Below are 16698 nucleotides of genomic sequence, written 5' to 3'. Positions count from 1 at the left end.
ATGCAGGCACCTCGGTATGTCAGGTACACCGAGGTGACGCTATCGCAGGCAAGCCAGCTCCCACACAAGCCCCCTCCCACATTTTGATCTCCACTTGGTAGGGGAGTTTTTACAAGATTCGAACGCGCAGCGAACGGCCCTTGATCTTGCCGTCGTTCAAACGCTGCAGCGCCTGCTTGGCGATCCCGCGTTCCACGGCCACGAACGCCTGGAAGTCAAAGATCGCGATCTTGCCGACCTGGGCACCCGGAATGCCGGCTTCACCGGTCAGCGCGCCGAGGATATCGCCCGGACGCACCTTGTCTTTACGGCCGGCGGCGATGCACAGAGTGCTCATCTGCGGCAGCAACGGACCACCGCCTTGCGGCTTGAGGTTATCCAGTTGGTCCCAGTTCAACGGCGACTTCTGCAGTTGCTCGATGGCCTGGGCGCGGTGTGCTTCGGACGGCGCCACCAGGCTGATCGCAATGCCGGTCTCACCGGCACGACCCGTACGGCCCACACGGTGGATGTGGATTTCCGAGTCGCGGGCCAGTTCGACGTTGATCACCATGTCCAGCGAGTCAATGTCCAGGCCACGGGCGGCGACGTCGGTAGCGACCAGTACCGAAGTGCTGCGGTTGGCGAACATCGCCAGCACCTGGTCACGGTCGCGCTGTTCCAGGTCGCCGTGCAGGCCGACGGCGGAAATACCCTTGGACGTCAGGTGATCCACGGTTTCCTGCACTTGCTGCTTGGTAAAGCAGAACGCTACGCAGGACGCCGGGCGGAAATGCGCCAGCACCTTGGTCACGGCGGCCATGCGCTCTTCCGGCGAGATCTCGTAGAAACGCTGTTCGATCTGGTCGTCGGAGTGGAACGCTTCGGCTTTTACCTGTTGCGGCGCACGCATGAATTTCGAGGCCAACTGCTTGATGCTCACCGGGTAGGTGGCCGAGAACAGCAGGGTTTGGCGGCGCGGCGGAGTCTTGCTGATGATGTCTTCAATGGCATCGTAGAAGCCCATGTCGAGCATGCGGTCGGCTTCATCGAGGATCAGCGTGTTCAAGCCGTCCAGCACCAGCGAGCCCTTGCGCAGGTGCTGCTGGATGCGGCCCGGTGTGCCGACGATGACGTGGGCACCATGTTCCAGGGAGGCAATCTGCGGGCCGAGGGACACGCCGCCACATAGGGTCAGCACCTTGATGTTGTCTTCGGCACGGGCCAGGCGGCGGATTTCCTTGGCGACCTGGTCGGCCAGCTCACGGGTCGGGCACATCACCAGCGCCTGGCAGCCGAAATAGCGCGGGTTGACCGGGTTCAACAGGCCGATGCCGAAGGCGGCGGTCTTGCCGCTGCCGGTCTTGGCCTGGGCAATCAGGTCCAGCCCCTTGAGGATCACCGGCAAGCTTTGCGCCTGGATCTGCGTCATCTCGACATAACCCAGCGAGTCGAGGTTAGCCAGCATGGCGGCGGACAGGGGCAAAGTATTAAAAGCGGTGGCGATGGTAGTCACGGGACTGGCTCTGCAAAACAAAATGTCGCGCAGTGTACCAGCCTCGCGGGAATTTCCCTGCAAGTTCTAGACGAGAAGCCGGTTAATGCTCGATGTCGTGCTCGCGGCTGACCACCCGTTTGCCGTCGCTGGGCGACAGTTGCAGGAAGATCGCTGCCGCCAGCATGGCCATGATGCCCACGGTGAGGAAGGTCAGCTGGAACGCGCCGAGTACGCTTTCTACGCCATCGTTGCCGGTTTCGGCGGTAAAGCCGCCGAGCAATGCACCGGCACAGGCCACGCCGAGGCTCAGGGACAGTTGCGCCACCACCGACAGCAAACTGTTGCCGCTGCTGGCTTGGGCGTCGTCGAGGTCGATCAGGGTAACGGTGTTCATCGCGGTGAATTGCAGGGAGTTGATTGCCCCCAGCACCGCCAGCATGCACAGCAGCAACGGATAGGGCGTGTGCTCGCTGACCAGGCCCATGCTGGCGAGCATGATGCCCAGGAACAGGGTGTTGCCGGTCAGTACGATGCGATAACCCAGACGCTCGATCAGGGTGCGCGCGACGGACTTGGCAAACATCGCCGCTGCCGCCAAGGGCAACATGCTCATCCCGGCTTCTGACGGTGAATAACCCAGTGCCACCTGCAACAGCAGCGGCACCAGGAACGGCAGGGCACCGCTGCCCAGCCGTGCAAACAGGTTGCCGAGGATGCCCACGGCGAAGGTGCGGGTCTTGAACAGCACCGGCGAAAAGAGCGGGTTATCGATATGCCCGGCACGCAGCCAGTACGCCGCCAGGCACGCCAGCCCACCGAACAGCAGCAACATCACTCGCAGGTGGGGCAGGTGCAGTTCGCCCAGGCCTTCCATGGCGATGGTGATCAGCACCATCGCCGCGCCGAACAGCAAAAAGCCTATGCCGTCGAAACGGGTGCGCTCGCTGCCGCGCAGGTCGGGGATGAGTTTCCACACGGCGTAGCAGCCGATCATGCCCACGGGTAAGTTGATCAGGAAGATCCAGTGCCAGGTCAGGTATTGCACCATCCAGCCGCCCATGGTCGGGCCGAGCAGAGGGCCGAGCAAGCCGGGGATGGTGATAAAACCCATGATCCGCACCAGTTCCGAACGAGGGTAGGCGCGCAGCACCACCAATCGCCCGACCGGCAGCATCAACGCACCGCCCAAGCCCTGGATCACCCGGGCGCCCACCAACATGGTCAAGCTGCTGGACAGGGCGCACAGCAAGGAGCCGATGCTGAACAGCATGATCGCGCCGAAGAAGATTTTCTTGGTGCCGAAGCGGTCGGCGATCCAGCCCGAGGCCGGGATCAGCAAGGCGACGGTGAGCATGTAGGCAATCACCACCCCTTGCATGCGCAGCGGGTTTTCCGCAAGGTCCCGTGCCATGGCCGGCAGTGCCGTGTTCAGAATCGTCCCGTCCAGCGATTGCATGAAGAAGGCAATCGCGACCACCCAGGGTAGCCAGCGGGCGGTCTTGGCATCGAGAGGGACGCGATTCGGCATATGAACCCTTTTGTTAGCAGGCTATGTGTCGGCGATTATGCGCCATCCGCCGCGCCTTTTCCCACCAGGAAATCCAGCAGTTCGCGGTGCACCGCCACGGCCGCTTCGTTGGATTCAAGGTCGAGCAAGTGCCCTGTGTGTTCGGCTACCGCAAAGCTGCTGCGCCCCACGTATTGCTTGAACAGCTGCGCTTCGGCGGCGGGGGTGTATTCGTCCAGGGCGCCATTGAGGAAGTGCACCGGCGTTTCAATCTGAGTGAGTGCGGGCAGGTAGTTGCCATCGCCCAATGCCAGCACCTGATGAATGTGAAAGCGCGCCTGACGGTACTCGGTAGTGGCCATGGTCGACAGGTGTCGATGGTTATTGCGCTTGAGGCGTGGCGACAGGTATTTACCGACCGTTTCGTTGAGCAGATGCCCGACGGCGGACTTGTCGTCGGCCTCGATCAGCACGCGTACGCGCTCCACGTAGTCGAGCATGGCCTGGTTGAGGTTGGGTGCCAAGGCCATCACCACCGAGCTTTTGATGGACGGCGGATTGTGGGCCAGGGTCAACAGCGTGGAGATGCCACCCCAGGAGGCCGACACCAGATGGTTGACCTCAAAGCGCTCCACCAGGGCCCGCAGCATTTGCACTTCGTCGTCCTTGGTCACCAGGTCGAGGTCGGTATTGTGTTCACGGGAATACCCCGAGAACGGCAAGTCGAACAGCAGCACATTGAAATGCTCGGCCAGGCATTTGCTGGTGCGGGCAAAGGATCGCGTGGTGGACAGTGCCCCATTGACCATCAGGACGGTGTTTTTTTCCGAATCGTTTCCTAGCTGCTCAACATGAACGTTGTAGTGCTTGAACAGCTTTTCTATGACAAAACTTCCATGGTTCATGTCAACGCTCCAGCTTGCCCTTTCCCGGGCAAGGTCGTGCTCTCGTGGGTGAGGGTGGCGGGATGCCACCAACCCTTATAACGAGGTTTTTTGCAGGGGACAACAGAGCGTGGGGGAACAAGCGGGAGATGGGAATTGGCGGTAGGAAGGGTTGAACTGGGGTATCTGAAATCTGCGCAAAGCAATGTGGGAGCGGGCTTGCCCGCGAAGGCGGTGTGCCAGCCACCGGAAAAGTTGGCTGATACACCGCTATCGGGAGCAAGCCCCCTCCCACAGGGTAACTGCTGGGTTTAGAGGGTCAGGGTCAGGCGTTTGACCAAGGCCCCTGGCAACAGGTTGGATGCCGTGTTGCGTTGGTCGTAAGTGCTCGGTGACAGCAGCAGTTCCCGATCAGCGGTCAGTGCTTCCAACTGCGAACCCAGCAGGTTGTACACACTGTCATCAAACCGCATGGTGCTGACCGGCGCCTTGATCTCGCCGTCTTCCACCCAGAAGGTGGCAAAGCGGGTCATGCCGGTGAGGCGTGCGGCCGGCAGGTCAGAGTAGTTCAGGTACCACAGGTTGCTGATGTACAGCCCGGTGCCCAATTGCTTGAGAATATCGGCCTGGGCCAGCGTGCCTGCCGCCATTTGCAAGGCGCTCGGGGATTCATCACTGCTGGCGCCGTTGGTACTCAAACCGTATTCGGCGGCGCTACGCGAGTTGATCAATTGGCCTTCTGCCTTGCCGCCATTGATCAGCGTGACATCCCCGCGTGGGTAGCCTTCGGTGGAAAACGCCTGGCTCAGCGAACCGCTGATCTGCTCATCCAGTTTCACCAGCGGGCTCAACGACTGCTCACCGGCATACAGCTTTTGCAGTGAGCTGCCTTTGCTGGCGATGGCCTGGGCGGAAAAACCACCCCAGGTGATGATGCTGATGATCTCTTCCAGCGCCGCCGGGGCGAGGTAGGCGCGATATTGTCCGGGGGCCAGTTTGTGCAGCGGACGACCGAGAAACTCAAGCTGTTCGCGGGCCTGCTGGATGCGTGCCGCGAACTCGGCGCTGTCCCATGTGTGCCCGGCGTAGCTGGCTTTCACCGCTTCACCATTGGGGTGGAACAGGCTGAAATCGAAGTTGAAGCTGTTGGCGCGATGCCAGCCAAACGCCCCGTCCGAACTGGCGAAACCCCGGCTGATCGGGCCTGCGGCGTAAAAGCCGACCAGATCGACGCCGTCGGCGGCCTGGCTGATGGCGTCCAATACCTGGGCTAATTCCGGCAGTGGTCGCGCTTGTTCATTGTGGCTTTGCCAGGCGTTGTGGTTCAGCAGCAGGTATGGGTCCTGGGGCAGCAGTGGCAGGGTTTCGCGCAGTTGTTGCAGGCCGTCGGCCAGGCGTTGGCGATCCAGCTCGCGTTCGCCGGACAGGGTGATACCCAGGTCGGCATGGCGCCCCTCGTTGATCAGTTTCAGATTGAGGCTGGCTTGCTGCACTTGCCCGGCCTGGCGTACCTGTCCATGGTTGAAGCGCACGAACTCAGACGCTTCATCTGCATAGCCCAGGTGAAATTGTTCCTTGTCGGTGATGGCCTGCTTGAGCCATTCCACCAGTGCCTTGAAGTTGTTCATCAGGCATCTCCCCCAAAAACATCGACGTTGCTGAACACGCAGGCCGGCGAGGCATGGCCTACGCGGATCACCTGGTTGGGCTCACCTTTGCCGCAGTTCGGCGTGCCCAGCACCTTGAAGGTACTGGCGTCGCCGACGGCGCTGAGGTTGCGCCAGAACTGCGCGGAAATCGCTCGGTAGTTGGGGTTTTTCACAACGCCCTTGAGCTCGCCGTTTTCGATCAACTGGCCCCATTCGCAACCGAACTGGAATTTATTGCGTGCATCGTCGATGGACCAGGAGCGGTTGGTCGACATCAGGATACCGTTTTCGATGCCGCCAATCAGTTGCGCGAGGTTCTTGTCGCCCGCTTCGATATTCAGGTTGGCCATGCGATCGATCGGCGGACGGTTCCAACTGCTGGCACGGCTGTTGGCTACGCCGCCCAGGCCCGAGCGGAACTGCGACAGCGCACCGCCCAGCGGTTTGACCAGCAGCCCTTCGCGGATCAGGAACTGCTTGCTGGCTGGGGTGCCTTCGTCGTCATGGCCGTAGCTGGCGAGTTGTTCAGGGATGTCCGGGTCGAAGGTCACGTTGAGCAGCGGTGAGCCGTATTGCAAGTGGCCGAAGTCACTGGCTTTGACAAAACTGGTGCCGGCGTAATTGCGCTCGTCGCCCAGGATGCGGTCCAGTTCCAGTGGGTGGCCGATGGATTCGTGGATCTGCAGGATCATCTGGTCGGGCATCAACAACAGGTCGCGCGGCCCGCTGGGCGTGTTGGGTGCGGCCAGCAGTTGCAGGGCTTCATCGGCGATGCGCGGGGCGGCGCCGACCAGGCCGAAGCGGCTGATCACGTCGAACCCGCCTTGCTGGCCAAAGTTGCTGCCGCCGAAGGTACGGGTCTGGCTGTCGTTACCGTCGTAGGCCGTGACGTTCACGCCGGGGAACACAAAGCGCTGGGCCTGGCGCAATTGTGCGCCGGCGCTGTTGAGGTAGATCTGCTCGACGTGGGTCAGGCCGAGGCTGACGTCCCAGCTCACCAGGCGCTCGTCCTTGGGCACGGCGGCCGACTCGCTGCCGAGCAACTGGTAGCAGTCGCTCAAGGACGGGAAGGGCTGGTTGAGGTCGGGGGACAGGTAGTCGGCGACGTCACTGGAGACCGGTTGGTCGCGCAGGTCGAGCAGGGCGTGGGGCTTGATCAGGCGGGCTTGCTGTTCGGCGCGCTCGAGGGCCGCTTGCAGGCCGGCAAGGGAAATGTCGTTGGTCGCGGCGTAGGCTTCCACGCCATTGAGACGCACGGTGAGCATGGCACCTTCGTCGTAGCCCAGGTGGGGCGGCTCGGCGACGTTCTTGCGTACAGACAGGTATTGGCCTGATTCACGTACGTAGCGCAGCGAGAAGAACTCGGCGGTGGTACGCAGGGCACTGAAGTGTTTTTTGAGTGTGGCGTGGTGGTCGAACATGGGGCCTTCCTTGTGGGCGGCTCGTCGCGGGCAAGCGGACAGAGTAGCTGATCAAGGAGGGGTTTTGCATTGGCTGGTCGGGCCTCATCGGGGGCAAGCCCCCTCCCACAGGGGAACGCATTCCAAATGTGGGAGGGGGCTTGCCCCCGATGGGTGCGACGCGGTGTTTCAGTTACTGCGCAGTAGGACCCACTTCACGCAACGGCTTGCCACGCACCGGCGCGCCGCCTGCGACGTAGTAGTCGGCGGTGCTGCGCGGCAGCGGCTGGCGGCCACGGATCTTGTCGGCGATTTTCTCGGCGATCATGATCGTTGGCGCGTTCAGGTTGCCAGTGGTGATGATCGGCATGATCGACGCATCCACCACGCGCAGACCCTGCATGCCATGCACGCGGCCTTCGCCATCCACGACCGCCATGTCGTCGGTGCCCATCTTGCACGAGCAGGACGGGTGGAACGCGGTTTCGGCGTGCTCGCGGATGAACTTGTCCAGTTGCTCATCGGTTTGCACTTCAATACCTGGGCTGATTTCGCGGCCACGGTACTGGTCCAATGCCGGCTGCTGCATGATTTCACGGGTCAGGCGGATGCCGTCGCGGAATTCCTGCCAGTCCTGTTCGGTGGCCATGTAGTTGAAGAGGATGCTCGGATATTCCCGCGGGTTCTTCGACTTCAGCTGGATGCGACCACGGCTCGGCGAACGCATGGAGCCCATGTGCGCCTGGAAGCCGTGCTCTTTCACACCGTTGCTGCCGTTGTAGTTAATCGCCACCGGCAGGAAGTGGTACTGGATGTTCGGCCATTCGAACTCTTCACGGGTACGGATAAAACCGCCCGCTTCGAACTGGTTGCTGGCGCCGATGCCGGTGCCGTTGAACAGCCACTCGGCACCAATGGCCGGCTGGTTGTACCAGAGCAACGACGGGTACAGCGAAACCGGTTGAGTGCACGCATATTGCAGGTACAGCTCAAGGTGATCCTGCAGGTTTTCACCAACGCCCGGCAGGTCGTGGACCACCGGGATGTCGAGGCTTTCCAGGAGCTTGGCCGGGCCAACGCCGGAGCGTTGCAGCAGTTGCGGAGAACCGATGGCGCCACTGCACACGATGACTTCTTTGCGTGCACGGGCTTCAACGCGCTCTTCGGCGGCACCGATCAGGTAACGCACGCCAACGGCACGCTTGCCTTCAAACAGCACTTTGTCGCTGAGGGCGTGGGTGACGATGGTCAGGGTGGAGCGCTTCTTGGCGGTGTCCAGGTAACCGCGCGCGGTGCTGGCGCGACGACCTTTAGGCGTGACGGTACGGTCCATCGGGCCGAAGCCTTCTTGCTGGTAGCCGTTCAAGTCGACGGTACGTGGGTAACCGGCTTGCACGCCTGCTTCAACCATGGCGTGAAACAGCGGGTTGTTGCCGGCCTTTGGCGTGGTCACGCTGACCGGGCCATCGCCACCGTGCCAGTCGTTCGGGCCGATGTCCCGGGTTTCAGCTTTTCTGAAATAGGGCAGGCAGTCGAGGTACGTCCAGTTTTCCAGGCCTGGCAGTTTTGCCCAGCCGTCGTAGTCCATCGCGTTGCCACGGATGTAGCACATGCCGTTGATCAGGGAAGAGCCACCCAGGCCCTTGCCGCGACCGCATTCCATACGGCGGCCGTCCATGTGCGGTTCTGGATCAGTTTCGTAGGCCCAGTTGTAGCGACGGCCTTGTAGCGGGAACGCCAACGCCGCAGGCATTTGCGTGCGGAAGTCGAAGCGGTAGTCAGGGCCGCCGGCTTCCAGCAGCAGGACGGTGACGCCTTCGTCTTCGGTCAGACGGGTCGCCAGGGTGTTACCGGCGGAGCCGGCACCCACAATGATGTAGTCGTATTCTTGGGACATTGGATGCACCCTCTTTTGAGATAGTCAGGTCGGGCCTCATCGCGGGCAAGCCCGCTCCCACAGGGAAATGCATTCCAAATGTGGGAGCTGGCTTGCCTGCGATAGGGCACTCACAGGCAATACAAGGCTCGGTTCTTAGAACACCGAGGCGTAGTCGCCCAGCTCAACCTGTACCGATTTGATGCGGGTGAAGTTGTTCAGCGAGCTGATGCCGTTCTCACGGCCAACACCGGACTGCTTGTAGCCGCCAACCGGCATCTTCGCGTCGGATTCGCCCCAGGCGTTGATCCAGCAGATACCCGCTTCCAGCTGATGAATCACGCGGTGGGCGCGGTTCAGGTCTTTGGTCACCAAGCCTGCGGCCAGGCCGAAGTCGGTGTCGTTGGCGCGGCGGATCACTTCTTCTTCGGTCTCGTAGGTGAGGATGCTCATTACTGGGCCGAAGATTTCTTCACGGACGATGGTCATGTCGTCGGTGCAGTCGGTGAACACGGTCGGGGCCACGAAGGCGCCTTTGGCGAAGGCACCGTCGGTCAGACGGTCACCGCCGCACAGGAGGCGAGCGCCTTCTTCCTTACCTTTGGCGATGTAGCCCAGTACGCTTTCCATGTGGGCGAAGCTGACCAGTGGGCCGAAGTTGGTGTTGTCGTCTTCCGGGTTGCCAACGCGAATACGCGCAACACGCTCAACGATCTTGGCTTCGAACGCGGCTTGCAGGTGCTTCGGTACAAACACACGAGTGCCGTTGGTGCAAACCTGGCCGGAGCTGTAGAAGTTGGCCATCATCGCGGTGTCGGCGGCGCGGTCGAGGTCGGCGTCGTCGAAGATGATCAGCGGGGACTTGCCACCCAGTTCCATGGTCACGTCTTTCAGCGAGGAGCTGGAAGCGCTGGCCATGACTTTCTTGCCGGTGTCGGTGCCGCCAGTGAACGAGACTTTCTCGATGCGCGGGTGCTCGGTCAACCAGGTACCGACTTCACGGCCGCTGCCGGTCAGGACGTTGAACACGCCAGCCGGAACGCCGGCTTCGGTGTAGATCTCGGCCAGTTTCAGGGTGGTCAGCGAGGTGACTTCGCTTGGCTTGAAGATCATCGCGTTACCGGCCGCCAGGGCCGGTGCGGATTTCCACAGGGCGATCTGGATCGGGTAGTTCCACGCGCCGATACCGGCGACCACGCCCAGCGGCTCGCGGCGGGTGTAGACGAACGAAGTGTCGCGCAGTGGGATCTGCTCGCCTTCGATGGCCGGCACCAGGCCTGCGTAGTATTCCAGCACGTCGGCGCCGGTGACGATGTCGACGTATTTGGTTTCGGAGTAGGCTTTACCGGTGTCCAGGGTTTCCAGGGCGGCCAACTCATCATTGCGCTCGCGCAGGATGTCGACGGCACGACGCAGGATGCGCGAACGCTCCATGGCGGTCATGGCGGCCCAGATCTTCTGGCCTTTCTCGGCGCTGACTACGGCGCGTTCGACGTCTTCTTTCGTCGCACGTTGCACTTGGGCGAGAACTTCACCGTTAGCCGGGTTGATGGCTTCGAAGGTGGCATCGCTGCCAGCGTCGCTGTAGCCGCCGTCAATGTAGAGTTTTTGCAGTTCGAAACGGGCCATAAAGTCCTCGCAAGTGCATAAGTGGTTGGCGTTACCTACCGCCAGCGGGCCATTTGGTTGTGGCAACACTGAGCGGCAGACGTTCAGGGGTTGAGCGTTTATGTGTGCTCTAACTCACCTGCTTGGCCAATTGGAAGTCCATGTATTCGTAAGCGATCCGTTGCGCCTGCTCCGTGTCGAAAGCGTCTCCCGACAGGGCGCCGCGCAACCACAAACCGTCGATCAGTGCCGCCAGGCCCCGGGCTGCTTTGCGTGCGCGCGGCAGCGGCAGCACTCGGCGAAACTGGCAGCACAGGTTGGAATACAGACGTTGATCGTTGATCCGCTGCAACCTGTGCAATGACGGGTGGTGCATGCTGGTGGCCCAGAAGGCCAACCAGGTTTTCATTGCCGGGCCGTTGACCTGGCTGGCGTCGAAGTTGCCTTCGATAATCACCTGGAGGTGCGCCCGTGGGCTGTCATCCTTCAGGGCACGCCTGCGTTCGTGGACGTTCTCGATCAGCACATTCATCAAGTACCGCATCGTCGCGGCGATCAGGCCGTTCTTGTCCTGAAAGTAGTGACTGATGATGCCGTTCGAGACGCCGGCCAAACGGGCGATCAGCGCAATGCTGGCATCTCCCATTCCGACCTGATCGATGGCCGTTAGCGTGGCTTCGATCAACTGCTGGCGGCGTATGGGTTGCATACCGACCTTGGGCATGTAGCACCTCTCCTTAGGCCTGCCGATGGGCGATGAACGTCCGTCGGCTTGAGGGCCAGTCTATTTTGTTTTGATTGAACGTTCAATCAACAAAGAATAAGATCTGCGACAAATGGTCGCTGCCTACAGAAATTTCCTACCTGTGAGCCGTGACAGCTGACACCTGCAAAAAACCTTGAAACAGGCCGTATCAGGGCCTGGCCACCGCTTCGGCGGGGTACAAGAATTTTCGGGGTGTCTTTATAACACCCGTCCGTCGACTGCCGAAAAATCGATGTCCCGGGATAACCGTTGCCTTGTGTTTCTCTTTCGCACTGCCCGGAGCATCTGCGCCATGAGTTCTGCCTCTCTTATAAAGACCCCACCGGAAAAGGTGCGGGTCAACGGTTGGGTGTTTTACACCTCCACCGCGCTGATTCTGTTGTTGACCGCCATCCTGATCATCGCCCCGCAGGAGGCCGGGCGCATGCTCGGCGTAGCACAGGCGTGGCTTTCCAAAAGCTTCGGCTGGTACTACATGGTCGTCATCGCCGCCTACCTGGTGTTTGTGGTGGGTCTGGCGTTTTCGTCCTATGGCAAGTTGAAACTGGGCAGCAAGGACGACACCCCAGACTTCAGTTACGGCGCCTGGGCCGGGATGTTGTTCTCGTCGGGCATCGGCATCTCGCTGTTGTACTTCGGCGCTTCGGAGCCGTTGGACCACTACTTCAACCCGCCCGAAGGCGCTGCTGCCAGCAACATGGCCGCACGTCAGGCATTGCAACTGACTTTCCTGCATTGGGGCCTGCATGGCTGGGCGATCTACGCCTTGGTCGGCCTGGCCGTGGCGTACTTCGCGTACCGTCATAACCAGCCGCTGGCCTTGCGTTCGGCGCTGTATCCGCTGGTAGGCGAGCGTTGGGTGAAAGGTGCGGCCGGCCATGCGGTGGACGGCTTCGGTATGTTCGTGACCCTGCTGGGCCTGGTGACGAACCTGGGGATTGGTTCGATGCAAGTGTCGTCCGGGTTGGAAAACCTGTTCGGCATGGCGCACAGCAACACCAACTTGCTGATCGTGATCATCGTGATGAGCACCGTGGCGACCATCGCCGCCGTGTCGGGTGTGGAGAACGGCATCCGCCGCCTGTCCAACCTCAACATCGTGCTGTTCAGCGGCCTGTTGATCTTCGTGCTGTTGTTCGGCCCGACCCTGCACTTGCTCAACGGCTTCGTGCAGAACATCGGCGACTACATGAATGGCCTGGTGCTGAAGACCTTCGACCTGTACGTGTATGAAGGCGACGCCGACAAGACCGAACGCTGGATGGGCCTGTGGACCCTGTTCTACTGGGCGTGGTGGATTTCCTGGGCGCCATTCGTAGGCATGTTCATCGCGCGTATTTCCCGTGGTCGCACCGTGCGTGAACTGGTGGCTGGCGTGCTGCTGATTCCACTGGGCTTCACCCTGGCGTGGCTGTCGATCTTCGGCAACTCGGCGTTGGACCTGGTGCTGAACCACGGTGCCGTGGAGTTGGGCAAGACGGCGCTGGAACAACCGTCGATGGCCATCTACCAACTGCTTGAGCATTATCCAGCGTCGAAAATCGTCATCGGTGTGTCGATCTTTGTGGGCTTTGTGCTGTTCCTGACCCCAGCGGATTCTGGTGCGGTGATGATGGCCAACCTTTCCTGCAAAGGTGGCAACGTGGATGAAGATGCGCCGCACTGGCTGCGTATCTTCTGGTCGGCGGTAATCACCCTGGTGACCATCGGCCTGCTGTTTGCCGGTAACTTCGAAGCCATGCAAACCATGGTGGTGCTGGCGGGGCTGCCGTTCTCGGTGGTGCTGATTTTCTTCATGTTCGGTCTGCACAAGGCCATGCGCCAGGATGTGGCCATCGAACAGGAGCAGGCGCAATTGGCCGAGCGCGGTCGTCGTGGCTTCAGCGAGCGTTTGACGGCACTGGACCTGCAGCCGAGCCAGGGCACCGTGCAACGCTTCATGGACAAGCACGTTACGCCGGCGTTGGAAGAAGCGGCGACGGCGCTGCGTGATCAAGGGCTGGAAGTGCAAACCTTGCTCGGCAAGTCCAAGCGCTGCATCGGTGTGCGTATCGAGATGGCGGAGGGTAATCCGTTTGTCTATGAGGTGAGCCTGGATGCTTACTCGTCGGCACCGAACGACCTGCCCGAGGAAGAGCGCACCCGTTACTACCGTGCCGAGGTCTACCTGCACAACGGGCCTCAGGAGTACGACCTGATGGGCTTTACCCAGGAACAGATCACCCGGGATGTGCTCGACCAGTTTGAAAGCCATCGGCAGCTCCTTGGCCGTGTCTATAGCTGATAGTTGAGCTTGGCGGCGCCCTCACTGGCGCCGCTGTTTCAAGATTGGAATGAGGTCAAATGTGGGAGCTGGCTTGCCTGCGATAGCGGTAGTGAATTCACCACCGCTATCGCAGGCAAGCCAGCTCCCACATTGACCCAGTTCCTTCAGTTGTTCTTGAGGTATGGCTTAGCCCAGGTTTTTGCCCAACAGGGCATGGTAAAGCTCGCTATCCCCCAGAATTCCCACCACCTGGTTGTTGTCATGCAACACCAGCTTGTTCCCCGTCTGGTAGCGAATCTGCAGTGCATCGCGCATGCCGATATTCGAGTCCACCAGTGTCGGTACCCGACCCAAATCTTCCACCGCTTGTCCCGGTACCCAGTTCTGCAGGTTCATCACCGCGCCATTCTGGCGTGCACCTTTGATGGTGTTGCCCTCGGCCAGGTCCAGCCAGGAATCGCCGCCCGGGTCCAGGCACACCGAACCGTTGATGCGCTTGCAGTTGTCCAGGGTGCGCATCAGGCTGCGACCGCACAGCACGTTCAGCGGGTTGGTATGGGCGACGAAGGTGCGCACATAGTCATCCGCGGGGTTCAGCACGATCTCTTCCGGCACGCTGTACTGGATGATCTTGCCGTCTTTCATGATCGCAATACGGCTGCCCAGTTTGAGCGCCTCATCCAGGTCGTGGCTGACGAACACGATGGTCTTGCTCAGCTTGCGTTGCAGTTCCAGCAGCTCATCTTGCAGGCCCTGGCGAATCAACGGGTCGAGGGCGGAGAACGGTTCGTCCATCAGCAGGATATCGGCGTCCATCGCCAGTGCGCGAGCCAGGCCGACGCGCTGTTGCATGCCTCCGGACAGCTCGTCCGGCTTCTTGTTGCGCCACTGGCTCAGGCCCACCAGTTCGAGCTTGTCGTCGACCAGCTTGCGTCGATCTTTCTCCGGGCGACCTTGCATCTCCAGGCCGAAACTGATGTTTTCGCGCACCGTCAGCCAAGGCATCAGCGCGAACTTCTGGAACACCATGGCGATGCGCTTGGTGCGCATCATTTTCAACTCGGCGGGCGTGCAGGACGCGATGTCGATCTGGCGCCCTTCATGCTCCACGAACAGCTGGCCACGGCTCACGGTGTTGAGGCCGTTGATGCAGCGCAGCAAGCTCGACTTGCCAGAGCCCGACAGGCCCATCAGCACGCAGATCTCGCCTTTTTCGATGTCCAGGCTGGCTTTTTCAACGCCGACAATCTGCCCGGTTTTTTTCAGGATCTCGTTACGGCTCATGCCCTGGTCCAGCAGCTTGAGCGCTTCGCGTGGGTCTTTGGAAAAGATCACGTCGACTTGGTCGAATCGGATAATGCTCATGCATCACCCCCTACTTTGGCGTCGGGTTGTTTGCAGATGCGGTCGAGCATGATGGCCAGCAACACGATTGCCAGGCCGGCTTCAAAGCCCAGGGCAATGTCGGCGGTGTTCAGTGCGTTGACTACCGGCTTGCCGAGGCCATCGGCGCCTACAAGCGCGGCGATCACTACCATCGACAGCGACAGCATGATGCATTGGGTAATGCCGGCGGCAATGCTCGGCATGGCGTGGGGCAGTTCAATGCGCGAGAGCAACTGACGGCGCGAGCAGCCAAAGGCCTTGCCGGCGTCCATCAACTCTTGCGGTACATCGCGGATACCCAGGTAAGTCAGGCGGATCGGCGCGGCAATCGCGAACACCACCGTGGAGATCAAGCCGGGCACCACACCCAGCCCGAAGAGGGTCAGGGTAGGGATGAGGTAGACGAAGGTCGGTACGGTCTGCATCAGATCGAGCACCGGCCGCATCATGGTGTAGAACAGCGGTTTGTGCGCGGCAACAATGCCCAGCGGCACACCGATGACCACGCAGACCAGGGTGGCGAACAGCACCTGGGCGAGGGTTTCCATGGTTTCCTGCCAGTACCCTAGGTTGAGGATCAGCAGGAAGGAGGCGATGACAAAAACGGTCAGGCCCCATTTGCGTTGGATAAAGTGAGCGAGCAGCGCAATCAGACCGATCAATGCCAGCGGATTGAACCAGGTCAGCGCAAACGTCACGCCGTGGATCATCGTTTCCAGGGTCGATGCGATAGCGTCGAAGTAGTTGGCGCCATGCTTGGTCAACCATTCGACGAAGGCAGCGATGTACTGGCCTAGTGGGATTTTCTGTTCAGTCAGCATGGTAGTGAATGTCCACATGCGAAGAGGGAAAACATCCCGGGGCAGCGCACCGCCCCGGGGTCAGCAGTGTTATTTGGCGAGGTAGGCTTTCACGGCGTCCAGTCCAGGTTTGCCATCAACGGTGGTGACACCGGCCAGCCAGGTGTCGAGCACTTGCGGGTTCTTCTGCAGCCAAGCCTTGGCGGCGGCATCGGGCTTCATCTTGTCGTCCAGGACGTTGCCCATCAGCGAGCTTTCCATGTTCAGGGTGAACGACAGGTTCTTCAGCAACTGACCGACGTTGCTGCATTCCTGGGTGTAGCCCTTGCGGGTGTTGGTGTAGATGGTCGCCTGGCCGTAGTTGGGGCCGAACGAGTCGTCACCACCGGTCAGGTACTTGATCTTGAAGCGGGTGTTCATCGGGTGCGGTTCCCAGCCGAGGAACACGATGGCCTGGCCGCGCTTGGTGGCCCGTTCAACCTGCGACAGCATCCCGGCTTCGCTGGATTCCACGACCTTGAAGCCCGCATCTTTCAAACCGAACTGGTTCTTGTCGATGACGGTCTGGATGGTGCGGTTGCCGTCGTTACCCGGCTCGATCCCGTAGATCTTGCCGCCCAGCTCATCCTTGAATTTGGCGATATCGGCGAAGTCTTTCAGGCCCTTGTTGTACAGCTCTTCGGGCACTGCCAGGGTGTACTTGGCGTTTTCCAGGTTGGCGCGCACGGTTTCCACGGTGCCGGCATCGCGGTACTGCTTGATGTCGTTTTCCATGGTCGGCATCCAGTTGCCGAGGAAGATGTCCATGTTCTTGCCGTCGGCCAGGGACTTGTAGGTCACTGGCACCGAAATCATCGTGGTGCGCGGCTTGTAGCCCAGGCCCTTGAGGATTTCGCTGGTGGTCGCGGTGGTGACGGTGATGTCGGTCCAGCCGACATCGGAGAAGTTGACGGTCTGGCATTGTGCCGGTTCTGCAGCGTGCGCCAGGACTGGCAGACTCAGCATAGCGGCCAACAACAACGAGGGTGAACCTTTCATGGGGCTAGACTCCTGTGTTTTTTCTGGCGGCATTCGCCGCG

Annotated in this window: 12 protein-coding genes; 1 reads left to right on the top strand and 11 read right to left on the bottom strand. The window is 60.8% G+C overall.

The window, feature by feature from the left end:
* Window positions 1–109: 109 nt before the first annotated feature.
* The 8 genes from dbpA to betI form a co-directional block, all read right to left on the bottom strand.
* On the bottom strand, window positions 110–1447 hold the full coding sequence (dbpA, locus tag AC07V4_RS22680) for an ATP-dependent RNA helicase DbpA (RefSeq protein WP_492635284.1): 1338 nt from the start codon (window positions 1445–1447) through the stop codon (window positions 110–112).
* Between the two features lie 130 nt (window positions 1448–1577).
* Window positions 1578–3005, bottom strand: coding sequence for a multidrug transporter subunit MdtD (mdtD, locus tag AC07V4_RS22675; RefSeq protein ID WP_431751084.1), 1428 nt, complete (start codon window positions 3003–3005; stop codon window positions 1578–1580).
* Between the two features lie 35 nt (window positions 3006–3040).
* Window positions 3041–3889, bottom strand: coding sequence for an alpha/beta fold hydrolase (locus AC07V4_RS22670; protein ID WP_492634916.1), 849 nt, complete (start codon window positions 3887–3889; stop codon window positions 3041–3043).
* A 290-nt stretch (window positions 3890–4179) separates the two neighbouring features.
* On the bottom strand, window positions 4180–5496 hold the full coding sequence (locus AC07V4_RS22665) for a TldD/PmbA family protein (RefSeq protein WP_492634915.1): 1317 nt from the start codon (window positions 5494–5496) through the stop codon (window positions 4180–4182).
* The gene (locus AC07V4_RS22660) at window positions 5496–6938 is read right to left on the bottom strand and encodes a TldD/PmbA family protein (protein WP_492634914.1); all 1443 of its coding nucleotides are present in this window, start codon (window positions 6936–6938) and stop codon (window positions 5496–5498) included. The genes AC07V4_RS22665 and AC07V4_RS22660 overlap by 1 nt, the downstream gene beginning before the upstream one ends.
* Before the next feature lie 172 nt (window positions 6939–7110).
* Window positions 7111–8814 carry a choline dehydrogenase gene (gene betA, locus AC07V4_RS22655; RefSeq protein ID WP_492634913.1) on the bottom strand — a complete coding sequence of 568 codons (1704 nt, stop codon included), beginning with the start codon at window positions 8812–8814 and terminating at the stop codon, window positions 7111–7113.
* A 135-nt stretch (window positions 8815–8949) separates the two neighbouring features.
* Entirely contained in the window at window positions 8950–10422 is a 1473-nt protein-coding gene (gene betB, locus AC07V4_RS22650) for a betaine-aldehyde dehydrogenase (RefSeq protein WP_492634912.1), read from the bottom strand.
* A 109-nt stretch (window positions 10423–10531) separates the two neighbouring features.
* Window positions 10532–11125, bottom strand: a complete 594-nt coding sequence (betI, locus tag AC07V4_RS22645) for a transcriptional regulator BetI (protein ID WP_492634911.1) — start codon at window positions 11123–11125, stop codon at window positions 10532–10534.
* Window positions 11126–11516: 391 nt separating this feature from the next.
* Between betI and AC07V4_RS22640 the strand changes: the two genes are divergently transcribed.
* On the top strand, window positions 11517–13451 hold the full coding sequence (locus AC07V4_RS22640; RefSeq protein ID WP_492635283.1) for a BCCT family transporter: 1935 nt from the start codon (window positions 11517–11519) through the stop codon (window positions 13449–13451).
* Window positions 13452–13619: 168 nt separating this feature from the next.
* On the opposite strand, the gene choV is transcribed toward AC07V4_RS22640, so the two are convergent.
* The 3 genes from choV to AC07V4_RS22625 form a co-directional block, all read right to left on the bottom strand.
* Complete coding sequence (choV, locus tag AC07V4_RS22635) at window positions 13620–14798, bottom strand: choline ABC transporter ATP-binding protein (RefSeq protein ID WP_492634910.1); 1179 nt, start codon at window positions 14796–14798, stop codon at window positions 13620–13622.
* Window positions 14795–15640 carry a choline ABC transporter permease subunit gene (gene choW / locus AC07V4_RS22630; RefSeq protein WP_017139374.1) on the bottom strand — a complete coding sequence of 282 codons (846 nt, stop codon included), beginning with the start codon at window positions 15638–15640 and terminating at the stop codon, window positions 14795–14797. The genes choV and choW overlap by 4 nt, the downstream gene beginning before the upstream one ends.
* Before the next feature lie 69 nt (window positions 15641–15709).
* On the bottom strand, window positions 15710–16657 hold the full coding sequence (locus AC07V4_RS22625; RefSeq protein ID WP_431752882.1) for a choline ABC transporter substrate-binding protein: 948 nt from the start codon (window positions 16655–16657) through the stop codon (window positions 15710–15712).
* Window positions 16658–16698 lie beyond the last annotated feature (41 nt).

It is taken from the genome of Pseudomonas sp. GW821-FHT03A09, from assembly GCF_059421065.1.
This window is presented reverse-complemented; position numbering and strand designations above follow the sequence as displayed.